Source organism: Lancefieldella sp. Marseille-Q7238 (genome assembly GCF_949152215.1).
GTDB lineage: Bacteria > Actinomycetota > Coriobacteriia > Coriobacteriales > Atopobiaceae > Lancefieldella.
In genome coordinates this window covers 749,755-769,716 of record NZ_OX424407.1, presented here as the reverse complement: position 1 = coordinate 769,716, position 19,962 = coordinate 749,755, and the positions used below count along the sequence as shown (strand labels likewise).

Genomic DNA, 19,962 nt, shown 5'->3' with positions numbered 1-19,962 from the left:
CAGCTGTTGCCATGAGGTAACTTTTGTGAGTCCATACAGGAAGGAACGTCATGAAAGTTCTACTTGTTGTTGATGTGCAAACTAATGTTATGAAGCGCCGCAATACTGAAGGTCTTATTGAGGCATGTAATGACATAATCAGTCGCTATACTCCTGAGCAGGTTATATATGTGGTACACAAGCTTCCCTGGGAACGCGCCTCAAAAAAGAAAGAATTTGGCGCTGGGCTTGCAGTTGTTTCGGATTGCGTGTTTGACAAGCGCGAAAGTAACGCTTTTTCAAATCCCGAATTGCTGCAGAAACTTCAAAAGTTGAGCGTTGATGAAGTTGAGATTATTGGCATTGACGGCAACTATTGCATCAAAGAAACAGCTCTTGGCGCTTTGGAAAACGGGCTAAAAACAACGGTCAATACGCGTGCGGTTGTTTCAAAAAACGAGAAAGCGTTTGGGGATACCGAGCAATGTCTGCGCGATGCTGGGGTAAATATCACTTCTGAGTAGTGCGGCGCAGGTTCTATCTTCTCACGCCGCTCTCTCAGAGCATCTTCTCCGGTATGCTAAAAGATTCTTCAAAGGAGAAAGTTTTCAGTCGGAAGCGGTAGGAGGAAACATGAAAACTGCGATAGTGTATTACTCCAAGCATCATGAGAATACAAAAAAGCTGCTTGACGCGATAGCGCAAAAATATGAAGTAACTCTGATCAATGTGACATGTCCAGAGACGGATGACTTGTCAGAGTACGATTTTGTTGGTTTTGCCTCAGGGATTTATTACGGAAAAATGCACAAAGCAGTGCTTCAGTATGCTGAGAAGAACCTCCCTGAACATAAAAAGGTCTTTTTTATGTATACCTGCGGTATAGTGCGAGCTGCTCACACCAATAGCATACGAAAGATCGCGGAAGAGAAGCATGCGGAGATTCTGGGCGAATACGGATGTATTGGATTTGACACCTTTGGTCCCTTGAAGTTGATAGGCGGAAAGGGAAAAGGTCATCCAAATGCGGAAGAAATCCGAGGCGCCGTAGAGTTTTATAAGGAAATTGCAACCGTATAAGGGTGGTCTGACCGCATAAAGGTGGTCTGGGACAGGCTGAAAATATACAGCGCTTAGGGCATGACACTAAGGGTTTCACGGAATGGTATGGGGCACAAAATGCAAAATCTACAAGGCGTTGCGGATACGACCTATATTCCTCTGGTTGCCAGAATCTATGTCACTGAGCATTTTCCTGAGTTCTTTTGTGACGAGAAGGCTGTCGAGGTAGGGAAGAAGATTCCTCCTGAAGCGCTCAATCGAATCAGAAAAAAATCTTCGGAATATGCGATGATCGCGTCGGTAGCTCGTTATCATGTGCTTGACAGGGTAGTGCGCACGTTTGTGTCAGAGCATCCCGAAGGCTGCGGCATTATCAATCTTGGCGCGGGGCTTGAAACTATGGCAGCAAGGCTTAATCTGCCGAAAGTTATGTTTTATGAGGTTGATCTGCCCGAGACCGTTGAATTGAGAGAGGCTTTTCTTGAACCGCTGCCAAACGAGGTTGTTATTGCTGGTGATATGTTTGAGCTGAGCTGGATACATAAGATTGACACAACGGTGCCACTACTCATCATCGTCTCCGGTGTATTTCAATACTTCTCAGAGGAGAAAAACACATCGTTCATTCAGGCTCTGAGTAGACATCTTCCGGACAGCGAGATTATTTTTGACTCCACCAACGAAGTTGGCGCCAAGTATGCTAATCGGTATGTGAAAAAGACGGGCAACGTGTCGGCGGAAATTTGTTTTTATATCAATGACGCTCAAGAATTCGCTCACAAGATTGGCATGCGTCTTCTTGATGAGCGGGTATTTTATACGGAGGCTCGACAGCTTCTTGGCAAGAAATTGAAGCTGTATACCAGAATTGCCATGAAGGTCTGTGACGACAAAAAGCGCGCTATTTTTGTGCACCTGCAACTGTAGAGAGCAATAAACCGCTGGAAGAGGACAGAAAACTACTGAAAAGAGAATAGGAAACCGCCAAAAGAGGAAAATCGCCAAAAAGAGGGCGAGAAGTCCCCGGAGCGCGAAAGGTTGTCATCCTGTTCAAGGTAGCTTTTTTAGCGACGATACCTACAATAGAGAGTTAGAAACTGTAAACTCTCATTGGAAGCCTTGTTTGGATGTTTAATAAGCGACTTATCGCCATGATCGGCGAAAGTAAGAAATATATTGCCGCACACGTTGCCTTGCAGTGGATCTCTCTTTTGGCAAACATCGTCATGATGTGGGAGATAGCTCATCTGCTGCAGAGTCTATATGAAAAGACACTCAGCCAGAACCAGGTAATCTTTGTGGCGGTTATAGCTGCGATTGCTGTTATCGTGCGTTTTGTGTGTAGCGTCATATCAAGCCGTATGGCATACCTCAGTTCAAAATCGGTCAAAAAAATTCTGCGGGAGAACATCTACAAAAAACTACTCAGGCTGGGCAGCTCCTATAACGAGCAGGTGCAGACCAGCGAAGTTGTTCAGGTGGCTGTCGAGGGTGTTGACCAGCTTGAAACCTATTTTGGTCAGTACCTTCCGCAATTTTTCTATGCCCTGCTTGCTCCACTGACACTCTTTGTGGCACTTGGCTTTGTAAATTTGCCATCCGCTGCGGTCTTACTTATCTGTGTGCCGCTCATTCCGCTCACCATCGTAGCGGTGCAGCGCTTTGCGAAGAAATTGCTGGCAAAATATTGGGGTCGATATACCGCTCTTGGCGATACGTTTTTGGAGAATTTGCAGGGTTTGACCACCGCAAAAATCTATCAAGCCGATGAGTTCAAGCACAACGAGATGAACGAACAGGCTGAACAGTTCAGGCGTATCACCATGAAAGTGCTGACCATGCAGCTGAACTCCATTACCGTAATGGACCTTATTGCATATGGCGGCGCGGCGCTTGGTGTTGGCCTTGCCGTGACGCAATTTCAGGCGGGCGCCGTTGATTTGGCGGGTTGCCTGTTGATTATCCTTTTGGCGGCAGATTTCTTTTTACCCATGCGAATGCTGGGCAGTTTCTTCCATATTGCCATGAATGGCATGGCGGCTTCCGAGAAGATTTTTCGCTTGCTTGATCTTCCCGAGGCGGAAGCAAAAACAGGCGAAGTTCCCACAGGCGCTACGATTACCTGCAGGGATGTTCACTATTCCTACGAGTCGGAGCGTGAGATTCTCCACGGCATTGATATGGCTTTTCCAAAAGGGAGCTTTACGGCGCTGGTCGGCGAATCGGGCTGCGGAAAATCCACCATCGCCTCCATCCTTATGGGTCGCAATAAAGGCTATGAGGGAGCGGTGCTTTTTGGCGACAGGTCTTTGACTGAAATTTCTGAAGCGAGCCTTATGCAAAGCGTTACGTATGTTGGTCATCAAAGTTACCTCTTCAAAGGCACGGTCCGCGATAATCTTCTGATGGCATGTTCGACCGCTCAGGATGAGACGTTTTGGCGCGTTCTTGAACAGGTCAATCTCGCGGGATTTTTACAAAGCGAGAAGGGCCTCGATATGAAACTTGACGAGATGGCCTCCAACCTCTCCGGGGGACAGCGGCAGCGGCTGGCGCTCGCAAGGGCTCTTTTGCATGACAGTCCCGTCTATATCTTTGACGAGGCGACGTCAAACATAGATGTTGAAAGCGAGAATGACATCATGGCTCAGATCCATGCGCTGGCGAAGAAAAAGACGGTCATTCTGATTTCTCATCGACTCGCGAACGTTACGGACGCAGATAAGATCTACGTTCTCGATCAAGGGAGCGTTGTTGAAGAGGGTGTTCACGAGGATCTTCTCGCTAAAGAGGGAACATACGCGAGGCTTTGGGGCGCTCAACAAGAGCTTGAGCGTTATGCGCAAGGGGGTGACGCCGCATGAAACAGGACGGAAGGCATGAGGGTAACAGCAGGAAAGGCCTTGCGGTAATGGCGTCGCTTATCGGCCTTGTTAAACCGCTTGCCGGGTATATGGTGGCGGCTGTTTGTATGGGTGTTATCGGTCACCTGTTTGCCGCTTGCATCACGATATTCGGAGGCTACGCGGTTCTGGCTGCACTGCAGCAGGAAGTTGCGCTGCCGTTTGGCGCGGAACTCTCCTTGACGGGAATCTTCATCTGTCTGGGTATTTTTGCGGTGGCTCGCGGATTTTTGCGTTATGCGGAGCAGGCGTGCAATCATTTTATTGCCTTTAAGTTGCTTGCGCTTATTCGCGACAAGGTATTCAGCGCTCTGAGAAGGCTCTGTCCTGCAAAGCTTGAGGGCAGAGATAAAGGTAATCTGATCAGCATTATTACCTCGGATATTGAGCTTCTTGAAGTGTTTTACGCGCATACCATTTCGCCGGTTTGTATCGCCTGCGTATTCAGTCTCATCATGGTGGTGTTTATCGGTTCGTTCCACGTTGTGCTTGGAGTTTTGGCAGCTGTCGCATATAGCACGATAGGAGTCGTTATTCCAGTGGCGACGGCAAAACTCAGTGGCGACAAGGGCCTGAAGCTTCGCCGTACATCTGGGGAGCTGTCGTCATTTGTGTTGGATAGCCTGCGCGGCCTTTCTGAAACCATTCAGTATGGGTGTGGCGGCGGCCGTTTGTCAGAGATGAATCGCATGAGCGATGCGCTTGCTCAAGACCAGGAGCAGCTGAAGCGGATAGCCGGACGCAACAGCGCGGTGACAAACAGCGTTATCCTTCTCTTTGACCTCGCCATGCTGGCATTGTCCGCATCGTTGTGCAGCTTTGAGGGATGTTTGATAGCTACGCTGGCTTTGATGAGTTCCTTTGGCCCTGTTGTAGCACTGTCGGCGTTGGGAGCGACCTTGCAAAGCACCCTTGCAGCCGGTAGTCGCGTACTCGCCATTCTTGAAGAAGAGCCTGTTGTGGAGGAGATCAAGGGCAAGGCTTTGGTGGAGTTTGACGGCGCCGCGGCAGAGCAGGTCACCTTTGCTTACGGGGAAGAGACGATCCTTGACGGCCTTTCCGTTGAAGTGCCTTCCAACAAGGTTGTTGGCATTGTAGGAAAAAGCGGAAGCGGCAAATCAACATTACTTAAGCTTTTTATGCGCTTCTGGGAGGTTCAGCAGGGAAGCATTCAGATTTCTCATACAAACGTGAATGAGATTAATACCTCGAACCTGCGAGATATGGAGAGTTTCGTCACGCAGGACACCTATCTGTTTCACGACTCAATCCGTAATAACGTACGCCTTGCAAGGCTTGACGCTACTGACGATGAAATTATTGCCGCCTGCAAAAAAGCGTCTGTTCATGATTTCATCATGTCGTTGCCGGCAGCCTACGATACGCCGGTGGGAGAGTTGGGAGATACGCTTTCCGGCGGCGAGCGACAACGTTTGGGGCTTGCGCGCGCGTTTCTCCATGATGCTCCGTTTATGCTGCTTGACGAGCCGACGAGCAACCTTGATAGTCTCAATGAGGCGGTGATCCTGAAGGCGCTTCACGAGGAAAGGTTGGGCAGGACTGTCGTATTGGTATCGCATCGCGCTTCAACCATGGGCATTGCAGATACGGTCTATTCCGTTGAGCACGGGAGAACAAGCTGATGCAGGCAAGGAATACCTCTGACAAGAAAGCGGACGAGAAGCATTCGGGGTCGAATCGGATGTCCAAAGGGACAGATGGCGGCTGCGTGGACGCCAAATGCGAGCGGGAAAAGAACATAGTTTCGCTCATGATTTCGCTTTACTGTCGCAAGAAACACGGTGGCAAGAAGTGTGGCGGCTTTTTGAAGGGGCATCGTGCGGACACTTCTGTCCTCTGCGCTGAATGTGCCGAGCTGGACCGTTATGCTCGCCAGCAAATCGACAGGTGTCCTTTTATGGAAACAAAGACGTTTTGCTCGAATTGCAAGGTGCATTGTTATCGGCCCGAGATGCGGGAAAAGATTAGAGAAGTCATGAAGTTTTCCGGACCGCGCATGCTTTTTCACCATCCAATCATGGCGATTCGTCATGTGCTGACATCAAAAAGAGAGAGATAACTGAGTTAACGATTAGTAGAAACGATTGGCAAAAACGCATGAATATCAAAAAACTTCTATATATCATAGTCGGGTGCGTCAGCGTCGCGCTTGGCGCAGTAGGCGCCGTCCTACCTTTTATTCCTTCGGTGCCTTTCTTACTTCTTGCGGCTTTTTGCTTTGCGAGAAGTTCCGAGAGACTTAATACATGGTTTGTCGGTACAAAGCTGTACCGGGATAATCTTGCTGATTATACGGCAGGTCGCGGTATGACCAAAAAGACCAAGATTCGCATTATGAGTGCGATTACCTTGCTCATGAGCATCGGTTTGATACTCATGGGGCTCAAAGGCATCGTAATCGGCTGTGTCGTATTGTCGTGCGTTTGGGTGTTTCATCTCATCTATTTTGTCTTTATAGTCAAAACGATCCCCTCGTCATAGGGGGTCTCGTAGTACAGGTGCGAAGGCGCATTAACGGAGCCTCAACAATGAGGACGCAGCAATGGAGCCACACTAAAACGTGAGTCTTCATAGGAAAGATGGTTCTTCTGCTCCATCCAGGAAAAAATTGTCGGCAGGTGCGTACGGGAAGTGAACTAAGGATAAAGTCTCTCGTGTTTCTGGTGATGATACATCGAGCTTTTAAGCTTAGCGCTGTCTGATAGAGCAAAGCATCTTCAAAATCGCTCCAAGTTGATTCAAGAGCTCTATCTGTCTCTTCTTCTCCCGGCGCGTAAATTCTGATTATGGTACGAAGGCCTATGAGAGCAGCCTTTGTTGCTTCTGTCTTGGAAGCCTTTCCGCCCTCGCTGAGAACATAATTGTGCCTTATAGGAACACGCCATCATTAGTCTTTTAATAAAAACAATACTCTGAACACTGACGTTTAAAATTTCTTTTCTTTTTAGTTTTCCTCAGTTAACTTATCTGATACGATACTACCGCTCAAAAACGGTAAGAATACGTGGCTCTGTTCAGATCTTGCAGGCCTGCCTGCAATCGACACCAAAGAGTCAAGGTTAGGAGTGAATGTATGCACAAAATGCGCGCACTGAAGAGGCTGCACACCTCACTTGCCATTGTGATGGCAGTTGTTGTCTGCTGCTTGTTCTTCTCGCCATTTGCCACAAAGGCTTTGGCGGACGGTTCGTTTGAAATCAGCGACTGGCTATCCGGTTACGGGTTCAGCAGTCTCCAGTCAATTTACAGGAATAATAAGTCGGCAATGGACGCGGCGTCTACTTGGAAGTTCACTACATCAAGAGTCACTGTCGGCGGCAGCTCGTCAACCGAGAAAGACTTTGTGTTCCCTACTACCGTTACTAACGTTACCAGCACGTATACCAGCAGCTATCTTGGCGATGGTACGCGCGTGCAGCCATATAGCAGCTATATCGCAAAAGGTACGCGTGTGGTATTTCCCGCCGGCTTTAACGGAACCGTATCGAACATGATTTTTGAGGGAGAGGTGACCGTTGAGGCAGGGGCAAACGTGACCTTTGATAATGTTACGTTCTACAAGGGCCTTGACAACAAAGGAACCTCCACCGTCAAGAATTCCACCGTTGTTCAGCTTGATCTGACTACCACCGATGACGGCGTTCTTAACATTGAAAACACGAGATTCCAAAATTCCGACAATTCCGCCGGAATTACTTTGCCCTCAAATAAGATTTCTCCCGCTAAGGCTGGTGCGGCTTATCATGAGACTGTTACCATTCCATGGGCAGTCTCTTCTAAGGGCTACGATACGTTTACGATGGACAATCTCCCGGACGGTTTGACACTGAGTCCGATGGAAAATGATGCCGCTGCACGCAAGAGTACGGCTACCATTTCCGGTACACCGACGACTGCTCAGAAGAATCGTGTGGTTCGTGCGACTATCAAAAACGGCTCCTCCTATGACTTTACGATTCCTATGATGATGGATGTCGAGAAGGGCACCGTTGCCGTTCCTACGGCTACACATTACGATTATGACGGGCAGGAGCACAGCGGCTATGACATTTCTGCTCATCTCAATGTGGCTATCAATGGAACCGTCGCCGCAACACATGCCGGTACGTATGACGTTGTAATGGATCTTATCGACCCCGTTAACTATACATGGGAAGATGGTACGACCAGCACTAAGACAGCCAGTTGGACCATTCGTAAGGCGCACCTGACCGCTGCGTATGACGGTGAGACCATTACAGAAGGAAAGACGCCTGAACTTAAGCTTAACGTTACCGGTTTCGTTAATGGTGAGACGCCTGAGACAGCATACAACTATACTGCTCCCACACTTACTGCTTCTGATGTAAGTGTCGGTGATCATGAGCTGACTCCGGTGGGAGGAGCTGCTGGCGACTACGATTTCACCTATGTTTCAGGAACGCTCAAGGTTACTAAAGCGGCGGTTCAGCCTGACAATCAGAACAACAACCAGGGAAACAATCAGAGTGGCGACCAGCAGCAAAACAAGACTAACGAAGGTAGCAAGTCGAGTAAGAAGGCAAAGTCAGGCAAGAAGAGCATTATTCCTGACATGTCTGATCCGGCTACTCTTTCGGCAGCGCTTGGTTTTGCAGCCGTTGCCGCCGGCACCATCGCTACCGGTGCTGTTCTGCGCAAGCGCTCATAGCAAATGCCCCTAGATGAGATGGATCTTAAACGCTCCTAGGTAATATTAAGCGAGTAATCGCTTTTCGACAGCGTACGAAGCAAGACGGGAATGTCGCGAGACATTCCCGTCTTGGTATAGGTAGGACTGAATCTGCGGCTTTGGATTGACAGCAAGTAAATGCACCGTTGTTATCTCATTTGGAGAAGTGGAAACGTTACATGCAACCTGCTTATGACTTTTGTCACTGCCGTGTACAATCATGCTTTTACGTACTATGTAAGACCGGCTCCTCTTGCTCTCAAGTGATGCTCAGCTTCGGTTATCAGAAAACTGTATGGCATTGGTAATCCGTACAGCAGAGAAGTCACCAACCTCACCCGCGTTTGCAGGTATTTCGGTCGTTTGCGCGCCGGTGTTCATTGATGCACGTAGTCCAACTGCCGTGTGAGGCCCCACTGCTTTTGCCTCATCGTCAAAGGGCAAGGCAAAGCCGGATGGTAGTGTTGTAGTCTCAGAAACAAGAAATTCGGTTCCTTCAAGCAATTCAAGCTCAATCTGCTGTCCTACCTCAAGGCTTTTTTCGCCAAGCGGTGAAATGCGTAAAGCATTTGATGTGAGTGCAGCCTCCGTTTCTCCTTTTTGAAAATTGCAATAATAAGCTTTGTATCCTGTATCGGTGCGGGTGACATTCCAGCGCTGTAACATAGCAATAGAAGGATGCGCACCGGCCGGTGTTGCTGTGGTAGCTGTTATTGTTTGCCGCTTGGACATGGGAATATCTAATATACGTTTGACAATAGCCTGCAGACACCAGGTAGTGCCATAGAATGCGGCAATCATAGGACCAGGAAGATCAATGACCGGTTTTCCGTCTGCGACGGCCATCATAAGAGGGCGTCCAGGTGCTGCAGCAATGTAGTGGTGTATGACCTGCCCGTATGTTTCAATCATGCGAACATTGAAATCTTCGCTTCCAACAGCGGAGCCTCCGTTGATAACCACAACATCGGCGATGTTTAATGCTTCGGTGAAGGCAGCTTCAAGTGCTGACGGATCATCGCGTACGATGGGGAAGGCTAAGGTTTCGGCACCGTATTGCTCAAGCATGTGCGTAACCATAATCGCATTTGATTCTATCATTTCTCCTCGTCGCGGACGCATGCCTGCCGTGACAAGTTCGCTGCCAGTGGGAATGAATGCCACCAGCGGCTTTTTTCTAACAGGAACAACGGAGATGCCTCCCATGCATAGGGCTGCTGCATCAGTGGGGCGTATGAGATGGCCGGCAGACAAGAGAGGCTGTCCGGTAGAAATAGTTGACCCTGCCGGATTTACATTTGAGCCAGGGAAGACCTGAATGTCTTTATCAAGTATGACCGAACCGTCTGATTGTATATGTGCTTGCTCGATCATGATGACCGCGTCATAGGTATCCGGAAAATCATCCCCTGTGTCGGCTCGTATATAGTTGACGTTCGGTTGCCAAGAGGTAGTGTCGGGTAACCCATTTGTAAAATCTGACGAACGGACTGCGATTCCGTCGCAGGCTGAGGAGCGGCATACGGGCAATGTGACAGACGAAAAAAGATTACGGGTCAGAACGCGTCCTACACAGTCATTGAGACTGACAAGCTCTTCCGCTCTTTTTGGTTCCCATTCCTGAAAGAAGTCTGTTAAAGCTTTCTCTCTTGTGGGAAACCCCGTCATAATCTTCTTGCCCATATGCACTCCTCAGATGTTTTGATAGTTCATTGTGCGTTACAGCCAAACCTTACCGTCAGTGCGCCACCCGATAAAGGCCCATATTACAGGAAGCGGATAGTCAAGCTCCCAGCCGTCAGCTATCTGGCTTTTAGGGTCGGTATTTTGCATGTGTCTGAAGTGCCTGGCGACAAAGGCGTCAAATAGTGTCTGCTCACGCACGTTGAATGGTTCGGGTCCTGCCATTTTGCGCAGCTCAGCGGCCCCGTCTGCCAATGTCAAAAAAATCATAGGACGGAGCGTGAGCATATAGGATACTACGGGGAGTCTTCCCATAGTAATAAGAAGAGTTACTAGTTCGGATACCTCGCCGGACTGTGGGATTTCACGTCCTAAATGCGTGAGCAGCTGAGGCTCTCGAGAGGGCAAAACGCTTGCGGAAACGGTGATTGCAGCCTTATGACGCGCTACGGCATCAAGTTTTTGAATGCGTTCGTGCTTATTCTTGAAGCCGAGAGAGCGTGATGCAATAGCAACATCAACGCTCTTCTCACCAAGGCCTGTTGACTGCCAGTCATCGTCCCAAGCCAGAAGATGCGAAGTGACAGGAAGATTCTCAGCAGCTGCGCGCTTATCGAGGATTTCAAGCATTTCTTTTGCGAAATCGCATGCGTAGACACTGTGTCCTTTCCTTCCAAAGGGGATGGCAAAAGTCCCGGTTGCGCAGCCCATATCAAGTATGGATTGACCTGGCTCAAGAGAAAGAAGCTCAGAAAAGCGCTGCTTGTAGGCTTCGTCTGATCCACATGAAAAAGTTGCCGCTCGTTTATTCCAATACTCTTGATCACCCAGTATGTTTTCCGACTGCATGTTATGCCAGCTTTGGATTAGGGGCCAAGATCGTGTCTACATCATCGTCAGTAATAGTGGCGTTGTAGAACAGCTTGAAGTACTCTTTCATGTCCGTTCGGACGTTTGCGGTGTAATAATCCGGATACACCAGGTTAGCAAACCACTGTATACCCATGATACGAGTCATATTGGGAGGACGGTCAAACCAGCCAAAGGGTATGATAGGCGTTTGATAGACGGCACCGTTTTTAACTGCATCAATATCTTGCCACGACGGGCTGGTTTTGATGAGCTCATAGTTGTCGGGTTTTGTACCGGAAACCAGAATCATTTGAGGATTCCATTTGATAACACTCTCCATGGAAACCTCAATCATGCCCTGGCCTTTGGCACCCATGAATCCATCTACAACGGCAACATTTTTAACATTGCAATAATCGATGACTTCCGTGTGCATACTGCCTGACGGATCGGTAGCAAGACCGCCCTTGCCTTCGGCATAATAGCAAGTAACAACCTTGTCACCAGGAACTTTGGCTACTGCATCCCCAACGGCCTTGAGCTTTTGCTCGGCGTATGCGGCAAGCTGTTCTCCACGGTCGGAAACGCCGAGAATCTCTCCCAGAGTGCGATATTTCTCGGGGATTAGATTCAAATTGCCTTTAAAGACGTAGACAGGAATACCTGTGTCATTTTGAATCGTATCGGCAGCGTTAACGTATGTGGACGTATCTTCGTTTACAGTGCTTGTGCCATAGCAATAGAGGATCAAATCTGGCTTGGCATTGATAATTGCTTCTATGTTAGCTGTTTGTACCTGACCCATCCAACCTCCAAGAACGGGCAGATCATGGGTGCTTTCGGGCAGGTATTTCTTGGCGGCATCGGAGACTTCGTTGACCCAGCCAACAAGCTTTTCAGGAGTCAGAGCTACTACTGCGGCCTGTGCGGTTGGAATAGCGCAGTATACGCGCTCAACTGTTGCCGGAATGGTGACACTACGATCGGCATCATCAACGTAAGTGCGATCCTTTGGCGCTTCCTTGTTGGCTTCCTGTGTATCTGCCGTTGAAGTTTCGGATTTTTGGTTACAGCCGGCCATCGTTGTCAGCAGCAGTGATGAGCCGAATACTGTTGACAAGCCCATGAACGTTCTGCGCGAGAAACCCTTGTGCGAGAAACTCTTTCTCAACCTGTCTTCCTGCTCGATTCTTTCCTGATCAATCCTTTTCTCATCCATACAACTGTTCCTTTCATACCTTGTAGTGCCTAACCTTCTATAATTCCATCTGCCTGCAGGCTGATGAGATTATCGTGTTATAGAGCCTGCATATTCGACAATCTTGCTTTTTGGGATGCCGCTGACAACGGGGATGCAGCTGTGCAGCAAACCTATGTCCAGATACGTGTGGTGAACGATTCTGACATCAACGGCATAGGCTCGCTGAAGTCTTTCTTCAGTAACCACTTCTTTAGCAGTTCCGACGGTAAAGCGATCGTGTTCTAAAAGTCCTACAGTACCAGGACAGAGAAATGCGTGGTCAGGAAAGTGTGTGGTCATAATAACAACTAGCCCCTGTGCTGCCAGGCGATTTATTTGCTCGAGTACGCGCACTTGGTTTCCAAAGTCAAGGTTGGCTGTCGGTTCGTCCATGATAAGGATTTTAGGCTGTTGAGCGAGGGCACGTGCTACAAGTACCATCTGTCTTTCGCCGCCCGAGATTTCGGTGTAAATCTTATCAGAGAGATATGAGATGCCAAGTTCTTTAAGGGCCTCTTTGGCAATTTTAGTATCATTTTTGCTCGGTGATGCCACTGGGCTCAAGTGTGCGGTGCGTCCCATGGTGACGACGTCAATAACGGTAAAAGGGAATGGTGGTGTATGTACCTGGGGAACATATCCGATGGCTTGAGCTTTGCGTCTGTCTGACCAAGAAGTAATATCTTCTCCGTCTATAGTGATGGATCCCGCCATTAGAGGAAGAAAGCCCAGCATAGTTTTGAACAGGGTGGTCTTACCTACGCCGTTAGGTCCAAGCAGACAAAAGACTTGACCTGACGTGGCGTTGAGCGAGATGTCATGAAGGATACGAATTTTTCCATATCCACAGTCCATATGAGTGCCGGCAAATATCATGTCCAAGTCTTCTTTCCTTTGGTCAGCAAATACAAAAAGAACGGCGCTCCAATCGTAGCGGTGAGGATACCCAAAGGAACTTCTACGGAAAAAAAGACGCGTGAGACATTGTCTACGACGAGCAGAAATAATCCACCAATCAAAATTGAGATAGGCATGAGAGCCTTGTAATTCGGTCCTACAATGAAACGGGCGAGGTGCGGGATGACCAAGCCGACCCATCCGACCATGCCGGCTGCGGCAACAGAAGCTGATGTAACGAGCGTTGCACAGACAACATATATAAGGCGTATCAGTTTTGTATTGACCCCTAAAGCCCGGGCCTCTTCTTCGCCGAATGAAAGAACATTAAGTCTATAACGAAAAAGAAGGATGGGCACGAGTCCCAAGAAGATAGGAAGCAATAATAGAGGTAAATTGTTTGTATGGATGCCAGTTAGGCCTCCTAGGAGCCAATACGTTATTGATGGCAGTTTTGTATCAGGATCTGCCACATATTTTATGATGGAAATGAATGCCGAAAACATGCTGCTTACAATCATGCCAGTGAGCACAAGGGACAAAATAATATTTTGTCCTCGGCTTACTGCGTTGCTGACAGAATATGAAAGTCCGACAGCTATCAAACCCCAGGCAAACGCGGAAAGCTGTACACCGATATCACTGGCTCCAAGCAGTAGCGCTATTGCCGCTCCAAAAGCAGCTCCTGATGATGCGCCCAGTAAGTCGGGGGAGACCATGGGATTTCGAAAAAGTCCCTGATAAGAAGCGCCTGCAGCGGCAAGCGCTGATCCAATGAAAGTGGCTGCAATAACGCGAGGAAAGCGCACGGACAGAATGACCGTTTCATGTACGTTTGCAAAACCTTCAAGCTTTATACCAAGAAAGTGATGAATCAATGCGCTTACAATTTCTTGCGGACTCATCTGGTATTGTCCAAGCGTCATAGATAAGATCATGACGGTAAGAAGGGCGATTGTGAGCAAGATGGTGAGCGAGGCGATAAAACCGCGCTTAGTGCATCCTATTGGCAATGACGTATCGGTTTTTTCAGGAACCTTTGCTATATGTGGTACATAGTTGTTTGTTGTAGCTGTTTCTTTATCTGTTTCCTTCACGTAAGAACCATCCTTTAAGCGATGTGATACGTCGTTCAATGTGGATAAAATGCCAATTTATATCTTTTCTTGGCGGACACGGACGACTACTGCTAAAACAATGTCGTGTGCACTGAAGCGGTTGTGAAACGAGTAATCTTTTATAGTATATGGGAGATTGTGAACTTTGTCTTTACTTGTGAAGCTCTCATGTATTTCTTCTCGCAAGTGCCTATAGGTGAGTACCTTATAGATGGCGCTTAGTGGTATACATAAGGCAAGCATCCAAAGCTGAAAGAAGGCTTTCACTGGCTGTGAGCGGTCCGTTTCAGGTTGCTGTAAGCGGCTGCAGACTGCTGATTGCGGATGGCTGACAGAGTGCGAGTGTTTGTTGTTCTCAGAGAATTAGGAGATACGATGCTTGATATTCGCCGTGTTCTGGCAAGCGCACCAAAAAAGCATACGGAAGAAACGCTCAACGCTCTTACGACCGTATGGGGAGAAGCACTTAACCCATCGGAGGTGCTTTCCGAACATCCGCGTCCGCGCATGAAGCGCGACAATATTGTGGTGCTGAACGGCGTGTGGAACTATGTGATGGTGCCGTTCAACGGAGCGCCTGATGTTGAAAGGCTGGCGCAGGAAACGATTCCTTCGCATTGGGATGGGGAGATTGTGGTGCCCTTCTCGCCTGAAGCGCCTCTTTCGGGCGTTGGTCGCACCCTGCATCCTGATGAGCTTCTTTGGTATAAGCGTGTGGTGGAGTTTCCAAAATTGTCGCCTGAACAGCGGCTCATTCTTCATTTTGAGGCTGTTGACTGGAGATGCGCCTGCTTTGTCAATGAACGGCTTGCTGGAACGCATACGGGAGGCTACTTGCCATTTTCGTATGACATTACCGATCTTCTCGATACGCGAGAAAGAGCTGAGATTGCTGTCTGCGTTTATGATCCCAGCGATACTGGCACGCAACTGCGCGGCAAACAAATGCTTTCGCGCGGTGATATTTGGTATACGGCACAGAGCGGTATCTGGCAAAGCGTCTGGTGCGAGACGGTGCCGGCGGCTCATCTTGAAGAGCTGACCTTACAAGGAGACATGAACGGCTATATTGATCTGCATGCGAGAAGTTCCGTCCATCTTGAAAACAGTGCGCTATCAGACAGCAGGCTATTCGACAACGCCACGCTGGAGTTGACGCTTTTTGACGCCGACGGGAGAAATGTCCTAGAGACAACACTTCCAATAGAAAAGAATGGAGAGATTTGCGCGAGGCTGCACATAGACGAGCCGCGCCTGTGGTCACATGAGGCCCCCTATATCTACGAGGCTCTTGTCGCGCTGCATGTTGGCAGCGCTGTGGATATTGTCCGAAGCTATTGCGCGTTTCGTACGGTCAAAGTAGAGGCTGATGCCAATGGAGTCTCGCGGATTCACCTGAACGGTAAACCATTCTTTGTAAAAGGCGTGCTCGATCAAGGGTACTGGCCTGACGGACTCATGACGGCTCCGTCCGACGCCGCGCTTCTCTACGACATACAGGCTATGCGTGCGGCTGGCTTCAATACCTTGCGTAAGCACATCAAGATTGAATGTGAGCGTTGGTACTACCATTGCGACCGGCTTGGGATGCTGGTATGGCAGGATTGCGTTTCTGGGGGAAATTCGTACAGCTCCTGGCATACGAGTCAAAAACCGACGCTGTTTAGTTTTACCTGGGCGCGTTTTCAAGACAGGACGAAACGTCATCAAGAAGCGCTGTCTGCCGCCGATGCTAACTATCAGCAAGAATGGACTGCGACCTGCCATGCGATGGTCAGACTTCTTGACGGGCATCCTTCGGCTGCAGTCTGGACGCTCTTCAATGAAGGCTGGGGGCAATTTGATGCAAAAACAGCGGTCGAATCCGTTCGTGCGCTCGATGCGACACGACCCATTGATGCTGTAAGCGGCTGGTATGATCAGGGCTGCGGTGACGTTCTCAGCATTCATAATTACTTTCGGCCGCTTGGCGCGGGCTGGCGGGGTAGGCATACGTCAAACGCGGGTCATGGCCAAAAACCCGGCGATGGTCGTGCTGTTGTGATTTCCGAATTTGGCGGGCTTGCGCAGATGGTCGCCGGACACTCCTCACTCAACCACGCGTACGGTTACGGTAATTTTGCTACCGCTGATGAGTGGAAAGCGGCGGTTCAGCAAGAGCTTGCAAAAGCGGAATCTTTGCAGGGAGAAGGACTTGCCGGATATATCTATACGCAGCTTTCTGATGTTGAAGAGGAAGTCAACGGTCTTCTGACTTACGACCGAAAGATCAATAAACTCAGCTGCTAGATTCCAGAAAGTTGAGCCTCCGGTTGTGGGGTGTACACAACCAGAGGCTCGGGTTACCAATCACAACAGCGCGCAGTTTGACAAGCATGTGCTTGAGCGAACGTGCGCTTTAACAAACGTGTACTTTAATGAGCGTGCGTCTTAACGAACGCGGTTCTCTATTTCCGATAACTAAAATTCAGCGGCTACGCCTCCAATGCCGCACGGCCATAAGCGTCAGCAGCTAGCAGGGCATTTGCAACTTTTTCGGGCGTGACTTCAAAAGGCATATTGTGGAGCGTATCGTTTTCGGCGCAGGCGAGCGTAGCTACTTCGAGGACACGCTCATAGGTGACGTCTGTTACGCCAAGCTGTTTGAAAGTAATGGGCAGGCCAACTTCAACGCAGAAGTCGAGCACATCGTAGAGCTCCTCGGCATTTTCAAGGACCAGCTGTGTCAGGGTGCCAAAAGCAACTTTTTCGCCATGGTACATAGCGTGTGTTTCGCTCATAGCGGTCAGGCCGTTATGAATGGCATGAGCGCCCGCAAGACCTGCTGATTCAAAACCAAGGCCAGAAAGCAGCGTGTTCGCTTCGATGATTTTCTCGACAGCTTCCGTACAAGCGCCGGCTTCAAGTGCGAGCTTGGCTTTGATGCCTTCGTCCATGAGGGTTTCATAGCAAAGCGTTGCCAATGCCATCGCGGCGCTTGTCACTTTGCCGCCAGCGCAGGTGCCCGCGTCGGAACGCTGACAGGCGCGAGCCTCAAAAAAGGTGGCAAGCGCGTCGCCCATGCCGGAGACGGTCAGGCGCACGGGGCTCTTGGCAATCACCTCAGTGTCCATGAGCACGAGGTTGGGATTTTGTTTAAAGAATTGATATTCCTTGAACTGTCCCTCTTCGGTGTAAATGACTGAAAGCGCTGAGCAAGGAGCGTCTGTCGCGGCAATGGTCGGAACGATAACCACAGGAAGATCCTTTGCTGCGGCGACGGCTTTTGCGGTATCGAAAATTTTGCCGCCGCCAACGCCGACTACGATATCAGCGCCGCAAGACTTAAGGACCTCAATCAGACGGTCAATTTCAACCTGCGAGCATTCTCCGTTGAAATTGTCGTAATGAAGTTCCACTCCAGCGTCTTCAAAGCTCTTGGCGATAACGTCGCCGGAACGTTTAAGTCCGCCGGAAGTAATGATTACCAAAGCGGTTGTTCCGTAGGCTTTGGTGTAGGTTCCCAGCTTGGTAAGTTCCCCGGGTCCCTGAACATACTTGCTCGGACTGATAAAAATGCGTGCCATCGATGCGCTCCTTCCAACACGAGGTATCCCTCATGTTTCTCTCCGCTGAGACACCCCTTATGTCTCAAAACTCACTGCAATGATAGTTCTTCTGGACCCGTGGTCTGTGAGACGTTTTTTCTATTCTTCTTTTCTCTGCTCGCCTGTTTCTTCATGCGATAATAGGGCGAGAAATCCGTCCGCCCGTTTGACGTCCGTGGCTCTGTGTGGGCTTCTCGCCACCAGCGCCTATGCTTGGACCGTGGGGCATCGACCGAAGGAACTATGCTATGGCAGAGTTTGTGTACCAGATGTATCAGGCACGTAAAGCAGTTGGAGACAAGGTCATCCTCGATGACGTTACCGTAGGCGTATATCCCGGTGCCAAGATTGGCGTTATCGGTCCTAATGGCATGGGTAAGTCTACGCTGCTCAAAGTTATCGCGGGGCTTGAAACGGTCTCCAATGGAGAGGCTCGGCTTACCCCGGGCTTTACGGTGGGGCTTCTTCAGCAGGAGCCGCCGCTTGACGAAAATAAGACCGTCAAGGAAAACATCGAGCAGGCGTTTGGAGACCTTCTCGCCAAAATCGCCCGCTTTAACGCTATCGGTGAAGAAATGGCTGATCCTGATGCAGATTTCGATGCGCTAATGGCTGAGATGGGGAAGCTGCAGACAGAGATTGACGCTGCTAACGGTTGGGATCTGGACAGCCGGCTGTCGCAGGCGATGGACGCGCTACAGTGTCCGGATCCGGACGCTCCGGTGACGCATCTTTCCGGCGGGGAACGCCGTCGTGTGGCGCTGTGTCGTCTACTGCTTGAGGCTCCCGACCTGTTGCTTTTAGATGAGCCGACGAACCATTTGGATGCGGAGTCTGTGCTGTGGCTTGAAAAGTTCCTGCATGATTATCCTGGCGCCGTTATGGCGGTTACGCACGACCGTTACTTCCTCGATGACGTTGCGGAGTGGATTTGCGAGGTTGACCGGGGACAGCTCTATCCGTATGAGGGTAACTATTCAACGTACCTGGAGCATAAAGCTGCGCGGCTTGAGGCTCAAAACCAGCAAGATGCCAAACGCGCCAAAAAGATGCGCTCTGAGTTGGATTGGATTCGCTCATCTCCGAAGGCTCGCCAAACCAAGAGCCGCGCTCGCCTTGATCGGTATGAGCAGATGGAAGCGGAAGCCCGCGCGTCAAAGAAACTTGATTTTACTGAGATTCAGATCCCCGTCGGTCCGCGTCTTGGCCAAAAAGTTTTGGAGGCCAGCCACGTGCATAAGGCCTTCGGCGAGCGTGTGCTTATCGACGATCTCTCGTTCAGTCTGCCGCGTAACGGCATTGTTGGCGTGATTGGCCCCAACGGCGTAGGCAAATCAACGTTGTTTAAGATGATCGTTAAGGAAGAATCCGTAGATTCAGGCGCGCTTGAAATGGGGGAGTCTGTCAAACTCTCCTACGTTGACCAGCTGCGTTCCGGCATTGATCCCAATAAGACTCTCTGGGAAGTGGTTTCCGATGGCAACGATTTCGTCAAGGTAGGAACTACTGAAATTCCCAGCCGCGCGTATGTGGCAAGTTTTGGCTTCAAAGGTTCCGATCAGCAAAAACGTGCTGGCGTGCTTTCGGGTGGCGAGAGGAACCGTCTTAATCTTGCTCTTACGCTGAAGCAGGGAGGAAACTTGCTGTTGCTCGATGAGCCTACGAATGATCTTGATATCGAAACGTTGGAAAGCCTGGAGGCCGCTCTTGAGCGTTTCCCGGGCTGCTCGGTGGTTACCAGCCATGACCGTTGGTTTTTGGATCGCGTTGCCACGCATATCTTGGCATGGGAGGGAGACGACGAAAATCCGGGTCGCTGGCATTGGTTTGAGGGCAACTTTGAGTCCTATCAAGCTGATCGCGAGAAGCGCCTGGGTCCCGAGGCATCCCGCCCGCATCGCCTCCACCGCAAACTTACGCGCGATTAGGT

Annotated in this window: 16 protein-coding genes; 10 read left to right on the top strand and 6 right to left on the bottom strand. The window is 49.7% G+C overall.

Annotated elements, in window-relative coordinates; all coding sequences use genetic code 11:
- Positions 1–50: 50 nt before the first annotated feature.
- From QM016_RS03470 to QM016_RS03435, 8 genes are all read left to right on the top strand, one after another.
- Positions 51–503 carry an isochorismatase family protein gene (locus QM016_RS03470; protein ID WP_282710184.1) on the top strand — a complete coding sequence of 151 codons (453 nt, stop codon included), beginning with the start codon at positions 51–53 and terminating at the stop codon, positions 501–503.
- A gap of 109 nt (positions 504–612) precedes the next feature.
- Entirely contained in the window at positions 613–1,059 is a 447-nt protein-coding gene (locus tag QM016_RS03465; RefSeq protein WP_016477931.1) for a flavodoxin family protein, read from the top strand.
- Positions 1,060–1,158: 99 nt separating this feature from the next.
- A complete protein-coding gene (locus tag QM016_RS03460; RefSeq protein WP_282710183.1) occupies positions 1,159–1,968 on the top strand; it encodes a class I SAM-dependent methyltransferase in 810 nt (269 codons plus the stop codon).
- Positions 1,969–2,168: 200 nt separating this feature from the next.
- Positions 2,169–3,905, top strand: coding sequence for an ABC transporter ATP-binding protein/permease (locus QM016_RS03455; protein WP_282710182.1), 1,737 nt, complete (start codon positions 2,169–2,171; stop codon positions 3,903–3,905).
- Entirely contained in the window at positions 3,902–5,587 is a 1,686-nt protein-coding gene (locus tag QM016_RS03450) for an ABC transporter ATP-binding protein (protein WP_282710181.1), read from the top strand. The genes QM016_RS03455 and QM016_RS03450 overlap by 4 nt, the downstream gene beginning before the upstream one ends.
- Positions 5,588–5,646: 59 nt before the next feature.
- A complete protein-coding gene (locus tag QM016_RS03445) occupies positions 5,647–6,024 on the top strand; it encodes a nitrous oxide-stimulated promoter family protein (RefSeq protein ID WP_035434265.1) in 378 nt (125 codons plus the stop codon).
- Positions 6,025–6,062: 38 nt separating this feature from the next.
- A complete protein-coding gene (locus tag QM016_RS03440; RefSeq protein WP_282710179.1) occupies positions 6,063–6,446 on the top strand; it encodes a YbaN family protein in 384 nt (127 codons plus the stop codon).
- Between the two features lie 592 nt (positions 6,447–7,038).
- Positions 7,039–8,634 (top strand): MBG domain-containing protein, encoded by a 1,596-nt coding sequence (locus QM016_RS03435; RefSeq protein WP_282710178.1) that lies wholly within the window; start codon positions 7,039–7,041, stop codon positions 8,632–8,634.
- A gap of 291 nt (positions 8,635–8,925) precedes the next feature.
- On the opposite strand, the gene QM016_RS03430 is transcribed toward QM016_RS03435, so the two are convergent.
- The 5 genes from QM016_RS03430 to QM016_RS03410 form a co-directional block, all read right to left on the bottom strand.
- A complete protein-coding gene (locus QM016_RS03430; protein WP_282710177.1) occupies positions 8,926–10,338 on the bottom strand; it encodes a molybdopterin molybdotransferase MoeA in 1,413 nt (470 codons plus the stop codon).
- A gap of 36 nt (positions 10,339–10,374) precedes the next feature.
- Complete coding sequence (locus QM016_RS03425) at positions 10,375–11,187, bottom strand: class I SAM-dependent methyltransferase (protein WP_282710176.1); 813 nt, start codon at positions 11,185–11,187, stop codon at positions 10,375–10,377.
- Between the two features lies 1 nt (position 11,188).
- The gene (locus QM016_RS03420) at positions 11,189–12,409 is read right to left on the bottom strand and encodes an ABC transporter substrate-binding protein (protein WP_282710175.1); all 1,221 of its coding nucleotides are present in this window, start codon (positions 12,407–12,409) and stop codon (positions 11,189–11,191) included.
- 69 nt (positions 12,410–12,478) lie between these two features.
- Positions 12,479–13,306 carry an ABC transporter ATP-binding protein gene (locus tag QM016_RS03415; RefSeq protein ID WP_282711446.1) on the bottom strand — a complete coding sequence of 276 codons (828 nt, stop codon included), beginning with the start codon at positions 13,304–13,306 and terminating at the stop codon, positions 12,479–12,481.
- Positions 13,303–14,424 (bottom strand): iron ABC transporter permease, encoded by a 1,122-nt coding sequence (locus QM016_RS03410; protein ID WP_282710174.1) that lies wholly within the window; start codon positions 14,422–14,424, stop codon positions 13,303–13,305. Before QM016_RS03410 ends, QM016_RS03415 begins: the two co-directional genes overlap by 4 nt.
- A 396-nt stretch (positions 14,425–14,820) precedes the next feature.
- Here QM016_RS03410 and QM016_RS03405 point away from each other — a divergent pair, with 396 nt between their 5' ends.
- Positions 14,821–16,734, top strand: a complete 1,914-nt coding sequence (locus QM016_RS03405) for a sugar-binding domain-containing protein (protein WP_282710173.1) — start codon at positions 14,821–14,823, stop codon at positions 16,732–16,734.
- Positions 16,735–16,919: 185 nt separating this feature from the next.
- Here QM016_RS03405 and QM016_RS03400 read toward each other — a convergent pair whose 3' ends face one another.
- On the bottom strand, positions 16,920–18,011 hold the full coding sequence (locus QM016_RS03400; RefSeq protein ID WP_282710172.1) for a glycerol dehydrogenase: 1,092 nt from the start codon (positions 18,009–18,011) through the stop codon (positions 16,920–16,922).
- 269 nt (positions 18,012–18,280) lie between these two features.
- Here QM016_RS03400 and ettA point away from each other — a divergent pair, with 269 nt between their 5' ends.
- Positions 18,281–19,960, top strand: a complete 1,680-nt coding sequence (gene ettA, locus QM016_RS03395) for an energy-dependent translational throttle protein EttA (protein ID WP_282710171.1) — start codon at positions 18,281–18,283, stop codon at positions 19,958–19,960.
- The last annotated feature ends 2 nt before the right edge of the window (positions 19,961–19,962 follow it).